Genomic DNA, 15,917 nt, shown 5'->3' with positions numbered 1-15,917 from the left:
CCGGGCTCTCCCCTCGCGGCTCGCGGTGCGTCCATCCATCCCGGCTCCGGTGGAAGACGGTCCGCGGAGCCGAGCCATGCGCCGGCGGCATGGCTGCCGTGCGGGATGCTCGCTTGTCCCGCGCGGAGGGCGGGCCTACGCTCCCGGCATGAGCAAGATCGCACTGGTCACGGGGGCCAACCAGGGCCTGGGCTTCGCCCTGGTCGAAGGGCTCGCCCGGCGGCTCGGTCCCGGTGATGTGGTCTATCTCACCGGCCGGGACGCCGCCCGCGTCGCCGAGGCGCGCGAGCGCGTGACCGGCGCGCGGGCCGAGGTCCGGACGCGCCTGCTCGACGTCCGCGACGGCGGCGCGGTCAACGCCCTGGCCCGTGAGCTGCACGCCGGCCACGGCGGCGTGGACGTCGTCCTGTCCAACCACTATCTCCGCACCGTCCCCGGGGACACGCCCGCCGAAGTGATCGGCCCCTACGTGGACGCCAACAACCTCGGCACGACGCGGATGCTGCGCGCCTTCCTGCCCGTCCTGCGTCCGGGCGGGCGCTACATCGTCGTCTCCAGCGCCCTGGGCCGGCTCCGTCAGCTGCCGCCGGAGCTGCACCCGCGCTTCGACGCGGCCGGGACGCTCGAGGAGATCGACGCGACGATGCTGGCCTGGCGCGACGCCGTACTGTCCGGAGAGGCGGCGGGGGAGGGCTGGCCGGAGTTCGTCAACATCCCCTCCAAGGTCGGTCAGGTCGCCGCCGTGCGCGTCCTCGCCCGGCAGCGGCGTACCGAGGACCTGGCGAACGGCCGCCTGCTCGTCGCGACCTGCCCCGGGATGATCGACACCGCGTCGTCACGGCCGTGGTTCGACATGACCGGCGCGCAGACGCCGCAGGAGGCGGCCGTGGCGCTGCTGGACCTGGCGCTCGACCCGGACGTCGACCCGGCCCTCTACGGTGAGCTCGTGCAGTTCGGGAAGGTGCTGTCCTGGCCGTGACGGCCGGGCCCGCGGTCCCCGCAGGTCGTTTCGTTATCCGAGAGATCCGGGCGCGGTTGGCCGGAGACAGGTTTGGCCGCTTAGGGTCTCTGGTGTGAACCGTGTCGTGGTGGTCGGCGCCGGCCTTGCCGGCGTTCGGAGTGTCGAGGCGTTGCGCGCTCATGGGTACGGCGGTGCGATCACGCTGATCGGAGAGGAGCCGCACCGGCCCTACGACCGTCCGCCCTTGTCCAAGGCCGTCCTGATGGGCCAGGCCGACTCCACGCTCGTCGACTCCGACCTGGACGTCCTGCGGGTGGACTTCCGTCCCGGCGTGGCCGCCAAGGGACTGCGCGAGGGGGTGGTGGAGACCACCGAGGGCGAGCTGGCCTGCGACGGGCTGGTCATCGCCACCGGCGCGAGTCCGATCCGGCTGCGCGGCGAGGGGCCGCAGCACGTGCTGCGCACCATCGACGACGCGCTCACGCTGCGCGCCCGTCTCACCCCGGAGACCAGGGTCGCCGTCGTCGGCGCGGGCTGGATCGGCGCCGAGGTCGCCACCGCCGCCCGCAAGGCCGGATGCCCCGTCACCGTCGTCGAGGCCGCCGAGCACCCCCTGGCCGCCGCGCTCGGCCCCGTGGGCGCCCACACGGCCGCCTGGTACGACCAGGCGGGCGTGGAACTGCGCCTGGGCGTCGCGGTCGCCTCCGTCGACCACGGCGGGCTCACCCTCGCCGACGGCTCCGCAGTCGAGGCCGACGTCGTCGTCACCGGCGTCGGCGTGCGTCCCTCGGTGGGATGGCTTGCCGGTTCGGGGATCGAGCTGGACGACGGCGTCGCCGTCGACGAGCACCTGCGCGCCTCCATGCCCGGCGTGGTCGCCGTGGGCGACTGCGCGGCCTGGTGGTCGCGCCGGTACGGCCGCCGCCTGCGGGTCGAGCACTGGGACACCGCGCTGGGCGCCCCGGACGCGGCGGTGGCGTCCCTGCTGGGCGAGGAGGCCCTCTACGACCCGGTCCCGTACTTCTGGTCGGAGCAGTTCGGCCACATGGTGCAGTACGCCGGACGGCACGAGGGGGCCCGGCTCATCCTGCGCGGAGACCCGGCCGGAGGGGGCCGGTGGGCGGCCTGCTGGGTTACCGGCGACGACACGCTCGCCGCCGTCCTCGCCGTGGACCGGCCGCGCGACCTGTTGCAGGGCCGCCGCCTCATCGAGGGAGGTCAGCGCATCGATGTCGATCGTCTGCCCGACCCTGCGATAGCGTTGCGCGACTGCACGGCGGCGTAACCTCGCCGCCGGTGTTTGCCGAAGGACGCGATGTGGTAATGGTGGATTCGTGACGCTTTCTGTTGCGCAGATCGACCGGGAGACAGACGAACTGGTGGGTGAATGGCTCACCCTCAGCGAGGTGGCCAGGCGGCTCAACCTCAGCGCCGGTCGCGCGAAGCAACTCCTCAAGGACCGCAAGCTCATCGGAGTCCGCAGGGGAGGTGGCGAGCCCCAGGTCCCCGCGGTCTTCCTCTCCGGAAACGACGTCGTCAAGGGCCTTCCGGGCACGCTGACCGTGCTGCTCGATGCCGGATACGACGACATCGAGTCGCTCCGGTGGCTGTTCACCCCCGATGACACCTTTCCCGGGTCGCCGATGGACGTGATCCGTGCGGGCCGCCACACGGAGGTCAAGCGGCGTGCCCAGGCCCTCGGTTTCTGACGCCCGCCTGTACCTGTGCACCGACGGTCGTCGCGACCGGGGAGACCTCGCCGACTTCCTCGACGCCGCTCTGGCGGGCGGCGTCGACATCGTGCAGCTGCGCGAGAAGGGGCTGGAGGCGCGCGAGGAGCTCGCGCTCCTGGAGGTCTTCCGCGACGCCTGCGACCGGCACGGGAGGCTCCTGGCCGTCAACGACAGGGCGGACATCGCCTACGCGGCCCGTCCCGACGTCCTCCACCTCGGCCAGGACGACCTGCCGGTGCGCGTGGCGCGCGATCTCCTCGGTGACGACATCCTCATCGGGCGTTCCACCCACAGCCCGGCGGAGGCCTCCGCCGCCGCCGCCGAGCCCGGGGTCGACTACTTCTGCTGCGGTCCGGTCTGGCCGACGCCCACCAAGCCCGGACGCCACGCGCCCGGGCCGGGCCTGCTGGAGCACGCCGCCGCGCTGGAGACCGACCGCCCGTGGTTCGGCATCGGCGGCATCGACCTGGCCAACCTGGACGAGGTCATCTCCTACGGCGTACGCCGGGTCGTGGTCGTGCGGGCCATCACCGAGGCCGACGACCCCAAGGCGGCCGCCGCGGAGTTCCGCCGCAGGCTGACCGAGGCGGCCCGGGCGGACTGACGGCCCCGGCCGCGCGGGACGACGGATCCGGACCTCCGGGATCCGGATCCGGGAGCCCCGCGCTCCTGAGCCGTGCGGTCAGGTCCGGCGGAGGTCCCGTGTTCTCCCGGGCACGCGGTCAGATGCCGCGCTCGCGTGCCGTGCGGTCAGGTCCGGCGGGAGGTGGCGGCCACGGCCAGGTCGGCCAGGGCCGAGCGGGCCTCCGGTGTGATCGGCGCGTCGTCCAGCGAGTTCAGGGCGTCATCGAGGTAGTTCTTGATCATCTCCTCGCAGGCCCCGAGCGCGCCGGTCTCCCGGATGATGCCGCGCAGCCGGTCGACGCCCTGCGCGTCCAGGTCGGGGTCGCCGAGCGTCAGGCGCACCTGCCGGGCCTGCTCCGGCGAGGCGGCGGCGAGCGTGCGGGCGATGAGCATCGTGCGCTTGCCCTCGCGCAGGTCGTCCCCGGCGGGCTTGCCCGTCTCGGCGGGGTCGCCGAACACCCCGAGGATGTCGTCGCGCAGCTGGAAGGCGATGCCGACGTTGCGGCCGTACCCCTCGCACAGGCGGTCGATCCACGGCTCCAGGCCCTGGGCCGCCAGCACCAGGCCCAGCCGCAGGGGGTGCTCCACGGAGTACTTCCCGCTCTTGAACAGCGCGACCCGCAGCGCGCTCTCGAAGGTGTTCTCGCCGTGCGCCTGCTCCAGCAGGTCCAGATACTGGCCGCACATCAGCTCGGTGCGCATGTAGTCGTAGACCGGCTGGGCGGCGGCCAGCGCGGCCGGGGGCAGGCCGCTGGTCCGCCACATCTCGCCGGACCAGACCAGCAGCAGGTTGCCCAGCAGGATGGCGGCGCCCTCACCGAACTGCTCGGCCGAGCCGTGCCAGCCCGCCTTCTCGTGGATCGCCTGGAAACGCCGGTGCGCCGAGGGCATGCCCCGGCGCAGGTCGCTGGCGTCCATCACGTCGTCGTGCGCCAGGGCGCTGGCCTGCAGCAGTTCGAGGGAGGCCGCCGCGGTGAAGAAGGCGGGGTCGTCGTCGCCTCCGGCGCCGCGCCAGCCCCAGTAGCAGAAGGCGGGCCGGAGCCGTTTGCCGCCGCTCAGGAAGTCCTCGGTGGCGGAGACGAGGGGGGCGAGCTCGGGGGCGCTGACCAGCGGACGCTGCCGGTCGAGGAACCTTCTGATCGAACGGTCCACTTCGGAACGAACGGTGTCCAGCCTGGCTGCGGAAGCGGTCATGCACAGAGATTAACGTTTGCGAACACGATCCCGATCTCGTGGGGTGGATGCGGCACGAGAGGAGAGACGACGATCCGCCGTGCCCCCGCCCGGGGTCGTCCCTGCCAGTACCCTAGGACCATGGCTCTGGGTCGCCCCTCAATTCTTCCCGATCGTGTGCCCACCGTCCGCGAGCTGCTCGCGGCCGGCGGCCGGTCGTTCTCCTTCGAGTTCTTCCCGCCGAAGACCGACGAGGGCGAGCGGCAGCTCTGGCGTGCCATCCGGGAGCTGGAGGCGTTGCGCCCCACCTTCGTCTCGGTGACCTACGGCGCCGGCGGAGGCACCCGGGACCGCACGGTCGAGATCGTGGAGCGGCTGGCCCACGAGACCACGCTGACCCCGGTCGCGCACTTCACGGCCGTCAACCACTCGATCCGCGAGCTGCGCCACCTGGTGGGCCGCTTCGCCGGGGCGGGCGTGCGCAACATCCTCGCGGTGCGGGGCGACCCGCCCGGCGACCCGATGGGCGAGTGGGTGCGCCACCCCGAGGGCGTGCTCTACGCCGAGGAGCTGGTCCGGCTGATCCGCCAGTCCGGCGACTTCTGCGTGGGCGTGGCCGCCTTCCCCTACAAGCACCCGCGCTCGGTCTCGGTGGAGTCCGACACCGAGTACTTCGTGCGCAAGTGCCGCGCCGGCGCCGACTACGCCATCACGCAGATGTTCTTCCGGGCGGAGGACTATCTGCGGCTGCGCGACCGGGTCGCGGCCAAGGGCTGCGACACCCCGATCATCCCCGGCATCATGCCCGTGACCCAGATGAGCACGATCGCCAGGTCCGAGCAGCTGTCCGGCGCGCCGTTCCCGCCCGAGGTGGCCGCCCGCTTCGAGGCCGTCGCCGACGACCCCGTCGCGGTGCGCCGGCTCGGCGTCGAGCATGCCGCGGAGCTCTGCCAGACCCTGCTCGACGAGGGCGCGCCCGGCATCCACTTCATCACCTTCAACCGGTCGAGCGCGACCCGCGAGGTCTTCCAGGCCCTCGACGCCGCGCGCGAGACCGCCCCGCTGACCGCCTAGCCGGACCGGTCCCGGACACCGGTCCCGGATCGGCTAGGCGGGCGGCGCCGTGCCGTTCGGCCTCTCCGACAGCGGCAGTACGGCTCCCGCGATGGCGTAGTGCTCGTAGCCGCCGGGGAAGACGAACCAGGTGAGCAAGTCGGCGAAGCCGAGGCTGCGGTAGAGGTGCCTGGCCGCGGTGGGCTGGTCGCGGGTGGACAGCACGGCGGTGCGCTCACGGCGGCCGGCGCACAGGGCCGTGACCAGCGCGCGGCCGATGCCCTTGCCCTGGTGGTCGGGATGGACGTGGACCTCGGCGATCTCCAGGGCGTCGCCGAACCAGTCGTAGGCCTTCCGCTGGCCGAGCTGGTCGGTGACCGCCTGGTACACCACGTCGTGCCACCACTGGCCGGGCACACCGTGGAAACCGTAGGCGACGCCCACGGGCACACCGTCGGAGGTCTCGGCGAACAGGCAGGCGAAACCGGGGTGGGTGGCGTGGTTTCCCATGATGGTCTGGCGGCCGGTGAGCTGGTCGGGGGGCGGCTTCATCGCAGCCGTGTAGATCTCCAGCACGGAATCCAGGCGGTTGCTGAACTCGTCGGGGCCGACGCGCCGCAGTGCGATCACTTGTCGCACCCTAGCAGGGCGTGACCTGGCGAATCAGATGAAGGTGGCAAAAGCGATGTTCAGTATTTTCTGCGAAATATTGACGTCGTAGTTACCCGGTTTCCGGGTCCGGCCGTCCTATCCGGCCAGGGGGACGTGGGTGGGCAAGGCGGGCTGGGAAGGCAGGCCGAGCATCGCCTCCACCGTGAGAACGAACCGCTCGGCCTCGGACATCAACTCCTCCGCGTCACGGGGTGCGACGGAGGTGGTCATGCCCGCTTCGATCGCGGCTCGCCGGGCCGCACTCACTTCGAAATATGGCGCCCAGTCGGCCAGCCGCGGCTCGGCCTCGGGGAGAAGCTCCCATGCGCTGCGGAGCCTGCGCCTGCGGCCGTCCATCGGCCGGGGGCGTGCGGCCAGGACGGCGGCGGCCGCCCGCAGTGCCGCGAGGTGCGCCGCGACGTAGCGCGCAGCCGATGTGCGCGCGCGGGCCGCCTCCTCCAGGCAGTCGCGCGCGTCGGCCAGGCGTGCCCGGACCGTTGGCGAGAGCCGGGGCCCGCCGGAATCGCCGAGCCGAGGGGTCATTGCTTCAGCCTCCTTTCGGGAGCGGCTCCCGGCGTTCTCGCCGGTGAAGCCACATTCGCAGACCCCACCGACAATTGCGCCGGACGGCCGGACGAGGAGCTTCCCCTCTCCCCGTCCGCCCCGGCCTTGTCCTGTCGTCTCTCTGACACCAGGAGGTCGGCCAACCGCCCTGAACGTGAGCCGCGAGTCCCACGTCATCACATCGAACATAAATTCGATCATCGATACTGTCAAGTAAATCGACGAACAAAAGTTCGATCATTAGAGCGATAAGAAAGCCCCGGAAGATACAGATCTTCCGGGGCTCTCGTGGAGCGGGCCGCGACTACCGCACGAACTTCCCCCGGACGTGGACCGGGACGCCGGTGCCGACCAGGTCGGGCAGGATCTCGGCCACGTGCATCGGCAGCCGCACGCATCCGTGCGAGGCCGGGGTGAGCGGCACCGACAGCGCGCCGTGGAAGGCGATGCCGCCGTTGAAGAAGATCGGGTTGTACAGCTCGCCCAGATAGGACTTGTGCCACCCGTCCCGGCGCCAGGTCGTCTTGTAGTCACCCGTCGGCGTGCGGGCGCTGCCGCAGAACTGCTGCTTCCTGCCCTGCCAGACCGCCGTCTCGCAGTAGGGGATGCCGCTGCCGGAGGAGGTGTGGCTGATCAGCCTCACCTGTCCGCCGACGTAGAGCACCATCACCTGCTTGGTGAGGTTCATCTCGATCCGGGTGGGCTTGCCCCGGGGCACCAGCACCTTCGGCGGGCGCGGACTCTCTAGAGCGTTCCAGGTCCTGCGGGCGACGGTGCTGGTCGGCCGGATGCCGTTGACCTTCTGGAAGGCCCACACGGCGGCCAGGGTCGCCCCGCCGTACCGCCCGTCGATCCTGCCCGGGTCGTAGCCGAGCTCCTTGAGCCTCGTCTGGAGCGTCTTGACCGCCGCACCCTTGGCGCCCAGCTTGAGGGTCTTGCCCGGAGCCGCGAACGGGACCGCCTCCGCCTGCGCCGCGACCTGCGCCACGGCGGCCGGGGGCGCGGGCGCCGCGCTCGCCGTGCCCACGGTTCCGAAGGATGCCAGGAGTACGGCTCCCGCCGTCGTCAGCGCGGCCGCTGTGAGCCGCCGTCCAACCTCCACGTAACCTCGTCCCCTCATATCGGTAATAGCCGGATCAACGGACCATAGCGCACGGGTCGTCGTCCCCATAGGCGGTTGGCGGTCGGTTATGAAGCGGTGACCGGACGATGTTTTGTCTAAAGTGGCCGGGTGTCAGAAAAGCTGCATCCCAACGTCGAGAAGGTCGCCGCAGCCCTGCGCGAGCACGGCGTCACCGGCGAGATCGTGGTCTTCTCCGAGGCGACGCCGACGGCCGCCACCGCCGCCGCCCAGCTCGGCTGCGAGGTCGGGGCCATCGCCAACAGCCTGATCTTCGACGCCGACGGCTCGCCCCTCCTGGTCCTGACCAGCGGGGCCCACCGGGTGAACACCGAGCTGATCGCCCGGACGATCGGCGCCGCCAAGGTCAAGAGGGCCACCCCGGAGTTCGTCCGCGCGGCCACCGGCCAGGTCATCGGCGGCGTCGCCCCCCTCGGCCACCCGTCGCCCATCCGGACCCTCGTCGACCCCTGGCTCGGCCGTCACGAGGTCGTCTGGGCCGCGGCCGGCCATCCGCACACGATCTTCCCCACCACCTACGAGGAACTGATCCGCATCACCGGCGGCACCCCTGCGGAGGTCGAATGACCACCGTCTGGCACAACCCCCGCTGCTCCAAGAGCCGCACCGCCCTGTGCGCCCTGACCGACTCCGGCCAGGACGTGGTCGTGCGCCGCTATCTCGACGATCCGCCGACGGCCGCCGAACTCTCGGAGGTCCTCGACCGCCTCGGCCTCGAACCCTGGGACATCACCCGCCTGGGCGAGCCCCGGGCCAAGGAGCTCGGCCTGGCCGACCACCCCCGCGACCGATCCGAATGGATCGCCATCCTGGCCGCCAACCCGGTCCTGATCCAGCGCCCGATCATCCTGACCGAAGACGGCCGCGCAGTGGTCGCCCGCGACGAGGAGTCCGTGAGGTCCCTGCTCGAATAACGCCGGGTCCGGCGCCGGTACGGCGAGACGCTGGACGGTTTGGGGCGGGGCGCCGTTGCTGAAGCCATGGTGCGGAAAGGAGCGCACGGCCGACCGCTGTGGGGGTGGGGCGGGGGAGAGGAGAGCGTACGCATATCGTCTGGTTTGACTGGCGGTTGGCGTTTGTTGGTGGGGGTGATCGTTTATGGGGGAGTCCGCGTTGCGTGAGCGGGCCGCTGTGATGGTCGAGCGGCAGGCGAAGGCGTGTGCGGCGTTGGGTTCGCCGCTGTATGCGGCTCTGCTCGGACGGGTGGCGCAGGACGTCCGGGACGGTGGTCCCTGCGCCGAGGCGCTGGCCGGGTATGAGAATGCCCCCGAGGACGACGTCGTGGCCCTGCGGCTGCTCGGCGGGGTTCACGCCCTCGCGCTCGCCGGCCGTGCACCCGGCCTGGCCGCGCACTACCCCAGCACGGGAGGGACCTTCGACCCGGAGCGGCCGGACGCCTGCTGGCCGGCTTTCCGGGAGGCAGTCGCGGACGAGCTGGAATGGGTGCGCGACTGGATGACCCGGCCGCCGCAGACCAACGAGGTCGGACGGGCGAGTCTTCTGATCACCGGATTGCTGGCGGCCGCACGGGCCGTCCCGCTGCCCGTCAGGCTGTTCGAGCTGGGCTCCAGCGCCGGGCTCAATCTGCGCGCCGATCACTTCCGGTACGTCTCCGATGACTTCTCGTGGGGGCCGGCGGACTCCGAGGTGGTCCTGGAGGACCTCTGGCGGGAAGCGCCGCCGCGGTGGCTGGTGAAGACGGCTCAGGACCACCCGGCTCTGACGGTCCTCGAAAGGCGAGGCTGCGATCCGACGCCCCTCGACCCCCTGTCGCCAGAAGGACGGTTGATCCTGCGGGCGTATGTCTGGCCGGACCAGAGCCATCGAGCGGCCCGGCTCGACGGCGCCCTGCGGCTGGCCGCCCGGGTTCCGGCGGAGGTCGGCGCCCTCGGCGCTGCGGACTTCCTCTCCGGTGTCCGGCTGGAGCCCGGCACGCTCACCGTCGTGTGGCATTCGATCATGAGCCAGTACGTCCCCGCCGACGAATGGGCCCGCGTCGAAGGCGAGCTGGAACGGCTCGCCGCCGACAGCACTCCGGACGCGGGTTTCGCCCACATCTCCTTCGAGCCACGCGGAGTCGGCGAACAGCACCGCTTCAGCCTGACCGTCCGACTCGCAGGCGCCGAAGAACTCACCCTGGCCGCAGCGCACCCTCACGGCCTCCCCGCCTACGAGATCCCCCCGACCGCCCCCTGAGCGTCCTCTGTCGGTTCTACGGCCGTACAGCCCAGTCGTCCCGTCACCTCTACAGCGGTCGGCCGTGCGCTCCTTTCCGCACCATGGCTTCAGCAACGGCGCCCCGCCCCGAACGGCCCCGCACCCGCGCTTCAGCCACCCACAGCACACCGGTCGTCCGGGAAAGGCCCGCACCATACGGCCCGCATGAGTACGGCGGGCCACAAGGAGTGCGGCACGGGCGAGTGTGCAGGCCGGCGTAGAAAAAGGACCGCACCCCCCGCGCCCGGGCAGGCCGAAGGCCTGAACGCACCAGAGCCCCGCTGAGACGGCCGGCCGGAACACCCGCCCGCACAGCACGACCATGCCCCCCCACCCCAGCCCCGACAGACCGCACCCGCCCACCCCGGCCCGCCCGCCGTACAACGGCGCCGACCACCACCGTCCAGCGTCTCGCCATACCGGCGCCGGAGCCCTGGCCCGCACCAGCACCGCCGGCGCCAACCCCGTACAAGAACCGGTGCCCGAGCCTGAACCCGCACCGCCGGCGCCAACCCCGTGCCCGGCTCGGGCCTAGGCGGCGTTGCGGGTGGGGCGGGCGGCGCGGTGGCGGAGGAGGAGCATGGCGGCGTCGTCGGCCAGGGGGCGGCCGACGTGGCGGAGGAGGTCGGCGCGGAGGGCGTCGAGGGCGAGTTGGGGGTCGGTGTCGCCGAGCAGGTGGACGCGGGAGGCCAGGGGGTAGAAGCGGCCGGTTCCGTCGCGGGCCTCGATGACGCCGTCGGTGTAGAACAGCACCTGGTCGCCGGGCTCGAACGGCAGGTGGTGGGGCACCGGGTCGGAGGCCTTCAGGGAGCCCATCCCGAGAGGCAGGGCCTCCTCGGGCGGGTCGGCGAAGCGGTGCTCGCCGGCGGCGGTGAGGACCAGGGGCGGCGGGTGGCCGCAGTTCAGGATGGTCAGGGAGTCGCCGCCGGTGAGCTCGGCGAGCACGGCGGTGACGAACTGCTCGCCGGACAGCTCGCGGGTCAGCGCGTTCTCCAGGCGGGTGACCACGCCCTGGAGGCCGGGCTCGTCGTAGGCGGCCTCCCGGAAGGCGCCCAGGACCACCGCGGCGGTCTCCACGGCCTCCAGGCCCTTGCCCTGGACGTCTCCCACGATGACGCGGACGCCGTGCGGGGTGGTGACCACCTCGTACAGGTCGCCGCCGATGCGGGCCTCGGCCGTGGCGGAGGTGTAGGAGACGGCCACGCCGATCCCCGGCCCCGCCCGGCGCGGCACCGGGCGCAGCAGCACCCGCTGGGCGGCCTCGGCCACCGAGCGGACGTCGGCCAGCTGCCGCTCGTGGCGGATCCGTCCCGCGCCGGCCAGGATCGCGGCCACCGTCACGCCGAGGATGGCCATGGCCGTGATGTTGGTGCGCGGGGCCCAGAGGTCGTCGTTGTACAGGCCGAGGCCGAGGCAGAGCACAAGGGCGACGGCCCCGACCACCGCGGTTCGGGCCGGGCCGCACGCCACGCTGGCGAAGGCGGGGCCCAGGGCGAGCAGGGGGAGCAGGCCGTAGTTCGGGCCGGAGGCGAGGTCGAGCAGCGCCACCACGGCCATCACGATGAACGGCAGCAGCCGCAGGACGGCCTGGATCTCGGTCGTCTCGACGGAGGACAGGAGCCTGGCGAAAGCGGGGGCCAGCGCCGAGCGCGCAGACGTCACGAGCGTGCGGACGCGTGTTTTCCGGCGCGGCGGAGATTGCTCGCGAGAATCCTCTCTCCTGGGCATCTCCACCACGTCTCGTTAAACGACATGTTTGTTTTTTCCTACCACAGCGATCGACTACGGTGGCGGATTACCGGAGATGTTTGACGGAGAGCGCGTTTTTCCTGCGGGTTTCCCGCAGGCTTCCCCGAAGGTCCTGCCACGGGCGGGCGCGCCGGGGGCCCGGCACGCCCGCCGGCGGGCGTCGGGACGGCGTCAGAACGAGTCGACGGCGCGGCGAGCCTCGGGGTCGAGGACGCCCCAGTTGATGAGCTCCTCGGTGAGCTCGCTGGGGGACTTGTCGTAGATCACGGCGAGGGAGCGCAGGTCCTCCTGGCGGATGGACAGCACCTTGCCGTTGTAGTCGCCACGCTGGCTCTGGATCGTGGCCGCGTAGCGGGCGAGCGCGCCGGCCTTCTCCTTGGGGAGCTGGGAAAGACGCTCAAGGTCGATCACAAGCTTGGGCGTCGGGCCCAGCGGGCTCGGCGCCGCGCCCCCGGGCAGCAACTCCGAGACCGGAACCCCGTAGAAATCGGCCAGTTCGGCAAGCTTCTGCACGGTGACGGCCCGGTCGCCACGCTCGTAGGAGCCGACGACGACCGCCTTCCACCGTCCACGGGACTTCTCTTCGACTCCGTGCAGGGACAGACCCTGCTGGGTGCGGATGGCGCGGAGTCGTGCACCCAGCGACTTGGCGTACTCAGACGGCATCGTTTGGCCCCCCGGCTTCTCTTATGTACTGCTTTCAATTGATTGTGCTACCTCGCGACCACTGCGCCGTCCACCGGGGCGGCACCCGGGGCAGGCACCTTCGGTGACCGGAGCGTCGGGGTTCGCCCCATAACGCCGCGACGTGTGGTTACGGACAGTGACGGTAAAGCCGCGGGCGCCGAAGGTCAAGCTGATTGGAAAAAAGATGCCGAATCCGGTCCGGCGTGGTCCGTCTCAAACGCCTTATTTGTTCCCTCGCGTACGGCGAATTATCACCATCGTCCGTAGAGGATCGGTCATCTGCTCTCTCAGAGGGCGATTCATCGCGTCCGGACGGCCCGCTCCGGCGGCCGTTCCCGCCGCGGCCCGCCCCGCCGGGAAGCGTGCCGCCCGGCGGGGGAGTCCGTCCAGGTCGCGCGGGCCGTCGCCCGGTTCGGAACGGCTCGGCCGCGGCTGATACCGTGAAGACGTCGACTTCCTTTAAGACCCGTCCCGTGAGGCGGGAAAGGTGGTGTTCTCTTGGCCGAGGCCATTCCGCATGCCCATGCCCAGGCGCACGCGGTCCTCGAAGGCCCCGACATCAACCGGGCGCTGATCCGCATCTCCCACGAGATCCTGGAGAGGACCAAGGGCGGCGAGAACGTCGTCCTGCTGGGCATCCCCACCCGGGGCGTCCATCTGGCCCGCCGTCTGGCCGGCCACATCAGGCAGTTCGAGGGGCGGCCCGTCCCGGTCGGCTCGCTCGACATCACGATGTACCGCGACGACCTGCGCACCAAGCCCGCGCGCCCGCTGGGCCGCACCGAGCTGCCCTCCGACGGCATCGACGACAGGACGGTCGTCCTGGTCGACGACGTCCTCTACTCCGGACGCACCGTCCGGGCCGCGCTGGACGCCCTCAACGACCTGGGCCGCCCGCGCGCCGTCCAGCTCGCCGCCCTGGTGGACCGCGGACACCGCGAGCTCCCCATCAGGGCCGACTACGTGGGCAAGAACCTGCCGACCTCGAAGTCCGAGATCGTCAAGGTCTACCTGGAGGAGAACGACGGCCGCGACGCGGTCCTGCTGCTGAAGGAAGACAGCGAATGAAGCGGCACCTGATCTCGGCGGCCGACCTGAGCCGCGACGATGCCCTGCTGATCCTGGACACCGCCGAGGAACTGGCGAAGATCTCGGACCGATCCATCAAGAAGCTGCCGACCCTGCGGGGCCGTACGGTCGTGAACCTCTTCTTCGAGGACTCCACCCGCACCCGCATCTCCTTCGAGGCCGCGGCCAAGCGCCTGTCGGCCGACGTCATCAACTTCTCCGCCAAGGGCTCCAGCGTCTCCAAGGGCGAGTCCCTCAAGGACACCGCGCTGACCCTGGAGGCGATGGGCGCCGACGGCGTCGTCATCAGGCACAGCGCCTCGGGCGCGCCGTACCGCCTGGCCGGATGGGTGCGCGGCAGCGTGGTCAACGCCGGGGACGGCACGCACGAGCACCCGACCCAGGCCCTGCTCGACGCCTACACGATGCGCCGGCGCCTGGGCTCGCTGGAGGGCAGGAGGGTCACCATCGTCGGTGACGTCCTGCACAGCCGGGTGGCCCGCTCCAACGTGCTGCTGCTCAGCACGCTCGGCGCCGAGGTGACCCTGGTCGCCCCGCCGACCCTGCTGCCGGTGAGCGTCGCCTCCTGGCCCTGCGAGGTCTCCTACGACCTCGACACCGTGCTGCCCAAGTCCGACGTGGTCATGATGCTGCGCGTGCAGCGCGAGCGGATGAACGCCGCCTTCTTCCCCACCGAGCGGGAGTACAGCCGGCGCTACGGGCTCGACCGTGAGCGCTTCGCCCGGCTGAAGGACGACGCCGTCGTGATGCACCCCGGGCCGATGAACCGGGGCATGGAGATCGCGGCCGAGGTGGCCGACTCGCCGCGCTCGACGATCGTCGAGCAGGTCGCCAACGGTGTGACCACCCGCATGGCCGTTCTGTACCTGCTGCTCGGCGGCGCCGACCTCGGAGGAGGAGACCAGTGAGCCCAGTGAGTCCCAACCCGGCGAGCATCGTCATCGGGGGCGCCTCGATCCTCGGCGGCGAGACCGCCGACATCCTGATCAGGGACGGGGTCATCGCCGGGATCGGCCAGGACCTGTCCGGGGACGAGACCGTCGACGCCCGGGGCCTGATCGCGCTGCCCGGCCTGGTGGACCTGCACACCCACCTGCGCGAGCCCGGCCGCGAGGACGCCGAGACCGTCGAGAGCGGCACCCGCGCCGCGGCGCTCGGCGGCTACACCGCCGTGCACGCCATGGCCAACACCTCCCCGGTCGCCGACACCGCCGGCGTCGTGGAGCAGGTCTGGCGGCTGGGGCAGGAGGCCGGTCACTGCGACGTGCAGCCGGTGGGCGCCGTCACCGAGGGCCTGGCCGGCGAGCGGCTGGCCGAGCTGGGCGCGATGGCCGACTCCGCCGCCCGGGTCCGGGTCTTCTCCGACGACGGCAAGTGCGTCTCCGACGCGGTGCTGATGCGCCGGGCCCTGGAGTACGTCAAGGCCTTCGACGGCGTCGTGGCCCAGCACGCCCAGGAGCCCCGGCTGACCGCCGACGCGCAGATGAACGAGGGCGCGGTCTCCGGCAGGCTCGGCCTGACCGGCTGGCCCGCGGTGGCCGAGGAGGCGATCATCGCCCGCGACTGCCTGCTCGCCGCGCACGTCGGCTCCCGCCTGCACATCTGCCACGTCTCCACGGCGGGCTCGGTGGAGATCATCCGCTGGGCCAAGTCCAAGGGCTGGGACGTCACTGCCGAGGTGACCCCGCACCACCTGCTGCTGACCGACGACCTCGTCGAGGACTCCCCGGTCGGCGCCTACAACCCGATCTACAAGGTGAACCCGCCGCTGCGCACGCGCGAGGACGTCCACGCCCTGCGCGAGGCGCTGGCCGACGGCACGATCGACGTCGTGGCCACCGACCACGCCCCCCACCCGGTCGAGGACAAGGAGACCGAGTGGGCCGCGGCGGCCATGGGCATGATCGGCCTGGAGACGGCCCTGTCCGTGGTCCAGGAGGCCATGGTGGAGACCGGCCTGCTCGACTGGGCGGGCGTGGCCGAGCGCATGTCGTACGCCCCGGCGCGGATCGGCCGCCTGGCCGGGCACGGCCTGCCCCTGACGGTGGGCTCCCCGGCCAACATCACCCTCTACGACGCCTCCGTACGCCGTGAGGTGGACCCGTGGTCCTACGCCTCCAAGAGCCGCAACACCCCCTACGAGGGCCGCGCCCTGCCCGGCCGCGTGGTGGCCACCTTCCTGCGCGGCCGTCCGACGGTGCTGGACGGCAAGCTCGCATGATCCCCGGCGCGCGGGCGTCCCACATCGTGGAGACGCCCGTCGCCCATGCGCCGG

17 protein-coding genes are annotated in these 15,917 nt (G+C 71.7%); 11 read left to right on the top strand and 6 right to left on the bottom strand.

Features of this window, described 5'->3' with window-relative positions; all coding sequences use genetic code 11:
- The first annotated feature begins 148 nt into the window (after positions 1–148).
- The 4 genes from Psi01_RS38890 to thiE all read left to right on the top strand — a co-directional run bounded on the left by Psi01_RS38890 (position 149) and on the right by thiE (position 3,298).
- Positions 149–979 carry an SDR family NAD(P)-dependent oxidoreductase gene (locus Psi01_RS38890; RefSeq protein ID WP_204069190.1) on the top strand — a complete coding sequence of 277 codons (831 nt, stop codon included), beginning with the start codon at positions 149–151 and terminating at the stop codon, positions 977–979.
- A gap of 94 nt (positions 980–1,073) precedes the next feature.
- Positions 1,074–2,246, top strand: a complete 1,173-nt coding sequence (locus Psi01_RS38885; RefSeq protein ID WP_204069189.1) for an NAD(P)/FAD-dependent oxidoreductase — start codon at positions 1,074–1,076, stop codon at positions 2,244–2,246.
- Between the two features lie 49 nt (positions 2,247–2,295).
- Positions 2,296–2,670 carry an Rv2175c family DNA-binding protein gene (locus tag Psi01_RS38880; protein ID WP_204069188.1) on the top strand — a complete coding sequence of 125 codons (375 nt, stop codon included), beginning with the start codon at positions 2,296–2,298 and terminating at the stop codon, positions 2,668–2,670.
- Positions 2,648–3,298 carry a thiamine phosphate synthase gene (gene thiE / locus Psi01_RS38875; protein ID WP_204069187.1) on the top strand — a complete coding sequence of 217 codons (651 nt, stop codon included), beginning with the start codon at positions 2,648–2,650 and terminating at the stop codon, positions 3,296–3,298. Before Psi01_RS38880 ends, thiE begins: the two co-directional genes overlap by 23 nt.
- 146 nt (positions 3,299–3,444) lie before the next feature.
- Here the strand turns inward: thiE and Psi01_RS38870 are convergent, their stop codons facing one another.
- Positions 3,445–4,512, bottom strand: a complete 1,068-nt coding sequence (locus Psi01_RS38870) for a polyprenyl synthetase family protein (RefSeq protein WP_204069186.1) — start codon at positions 4,510–4,512, stop codon at positions 3,445–3,447.
- 120 nt (positions 4,513–4,632) lie between these two features.
- Between Psi01_RS38870 and metF the strand changes: the two genes are divergently transcribed.
- Positions 4,633–5,565, top strand: a complete 933-nt coding sequence (metF, locus tag Psi01_RS38865) for a methylenetetrahydrofolate reductase [NAD(P)H] (protein WP_204069185.1) — start codon at positions 4,633–4,635, stop codon at positions 5,563–5,565.
- A gap of 33 nt (positions 5,566–5,598) precedes the next feature.
- On the opposite strand, the gene Psi01_RS38860 is transcribed toward metF, so the two are convergent.
- The 3 genes from Psi01_RS38860 to Psi01_RS38850 form a co-directional block, all read right to left on the bottom strand.
- Complete coding sequence (locus Psi01_RS38860; RefSeq protein ID WP_239128366.1) at positions 5,599–6,174, bottom strand: GNAT family N-acetyltransferase; 576 nt, start codon at positions 6,172–6,174, stop codon at positions 5,599–5,601.
- Between the two features lie 117 nt (positions 6,175–6,291).
- Positions 6,292–6,738 (bottom strand): SAV_6107 family HEPN domain-containing protein, encoded by a 447-nt coding sequence (locus tag Psi01_RS38855; protein WP_204069184.1) that lies wholly within the window; start codon positions 6,736–6,738, stop codon positions 6,292–6,294.
- 325 nt (positions 6,739–7,063) lie between these two features.
- Positions 7,064–7,786 (bottom strand): L,D-transpeptidase family protein, encoded by a 723-nt coding sequence (locus tag Psi01_RS38850; protein ID WP_239128365.1) that lies wholly within the window; start codon positions 7,784–7,786, stop codon positions 7,064–7,066.
- 204 nt (positions 7,787–7,990) lie between these two features.
- Here Psi01_RS38850 and Psi01_RS38845 point away from each other — a divergent pair, with 204 nt between their 5' ends.
- The 3 genes from Psi01_RS38845 to Psi01_RS38835 all read left to right on the top strand — a co-directional run bounded on the left by Psi01_RS38845 (position 7,991) and on the right by Psi01_RS38835 (position 10,096).
- Positions 7,991–8,467 (top strand): YbaK/EbsC family protein, encoded by a 477-nt coding sequence (locus Psi01_RS38845; protein WP_239128364.1) that lies wholly within the window; start codon positions 7,991–7,993, stop codon positions 8,465–8,467.
- A complete protein-coding gene (locus tag Psi01_RS38840) occupies positions 8,464–8,814 on the top strand; it encodes an arsenate reductase family protein (RefSeq protein WP_204069182.1) in 351 nt (116 codons plus the stop codon). Before Psi01_RS38845 ends, Psi01_RS38840 begins: the two co-directional genes overlap by 4 nt.
- A 199-nt stretch (positions 8,815–9,013) precedes the next feature.
- A complete protein-coding gene (locus Psi01_RS38835; protein WP_239128363.1) occupies positions 9,014–10,096 on the top strand; it encodes a DUF2332 domain-containing protein in 1,083 nt (360 codons plus the stop codon).
- A 552-nt stretch (positions 10,097–10,648) separates the two neighbouring features.
- Here Psi01_RS38835 and Psi01_RS38830 read toward each other — a convergent pair.
- Positions 10,649–11,779, bottom strand: coding sequence for a PP2C family protein-serine/threonine phosphatase (locus Psi01_RS38830; RefSeq protein ID WP_239128362.1), 1,131 nt, complete (start codon positions 11,777–11,779; stop codon positions 10,649–10,651).
- 258 nt (positions 11,780–12,037) lie between these two features.
- Positions 12,038–12,532, bottom strand: coding sequence for a transcriptional regulator BldD (gene bldD / locus Psi01_RS38825; protein ID WP_068894204.1), 495 nt, complete (start codon positions 12,530–12,532; stop codon positions 12,038–12,040).
- Between the two features lie 519 nt (positions 12,533–13,051).
- Here bldD and pyrR point away from each other — a divergent pair.
- Genes pyrR through Psi01_RS38810 form a run of 3 tightly spaced genes read left to right on the top strand, consistent with a single transcriptional unit; the run spans position 13,052 to position 15,863 of the window.
- Positions 13,052–13,621, top strand: coding sequence for a bifunctional pyr operon transcriptional regulator/uracil phosphoribosyltransferase PyrR (pyrR, locus tag Psi01_RS38820; RefSeq protein ID WP_239128361.1), 570 nt, complete (start codon positions 13,052–13,054; stop codon positions 13,619–13,621).
- A complete protein-coding gene (locus tag Psi01_RS38815) occupies positions 13,618–14,550 on the top strand; it encodes an aspartate carbamoyltransferase catalytic subunit (RefSeq protein WP_204069179.1) in 933 nt (310 codons plus the stop codon). The genes pyrR and Psi01_RS38815 overlap by 4 nt, the downstream gene beginning before the upstream one ends.
- On the top strand, positions 14,547–15,863 hold the full coding sequence (locus Psi01_RS38810) for a dihydroorotase (RefSeq protein WP_239128360.1): 1,317 nt from the start codon (positions 14,547–14,549) through the stop codon (positions 15,861–15,863). Before Psi01_RS38815 ends, Psi01_RS38810 begins: the two co-directional genes overlap by 4 nt.
- The last annotated feature ends 54 nt before the right edge of the window (positions 15,864–15,917 follow it).

Source organism: Paraplanobispora siamensis (assembly GCF_016863175.1).
Lineage (GTDB): Bacteria > Actinomycetota > Actinomycetes > Streptosporangiales > Streptosporangiaceae > Planobispora > Planobispora siamensis.
Note: the sequence above shows the minus strand (reverse complement) of the source record. Positions and strands in the feature narration are given on the sequence as shown.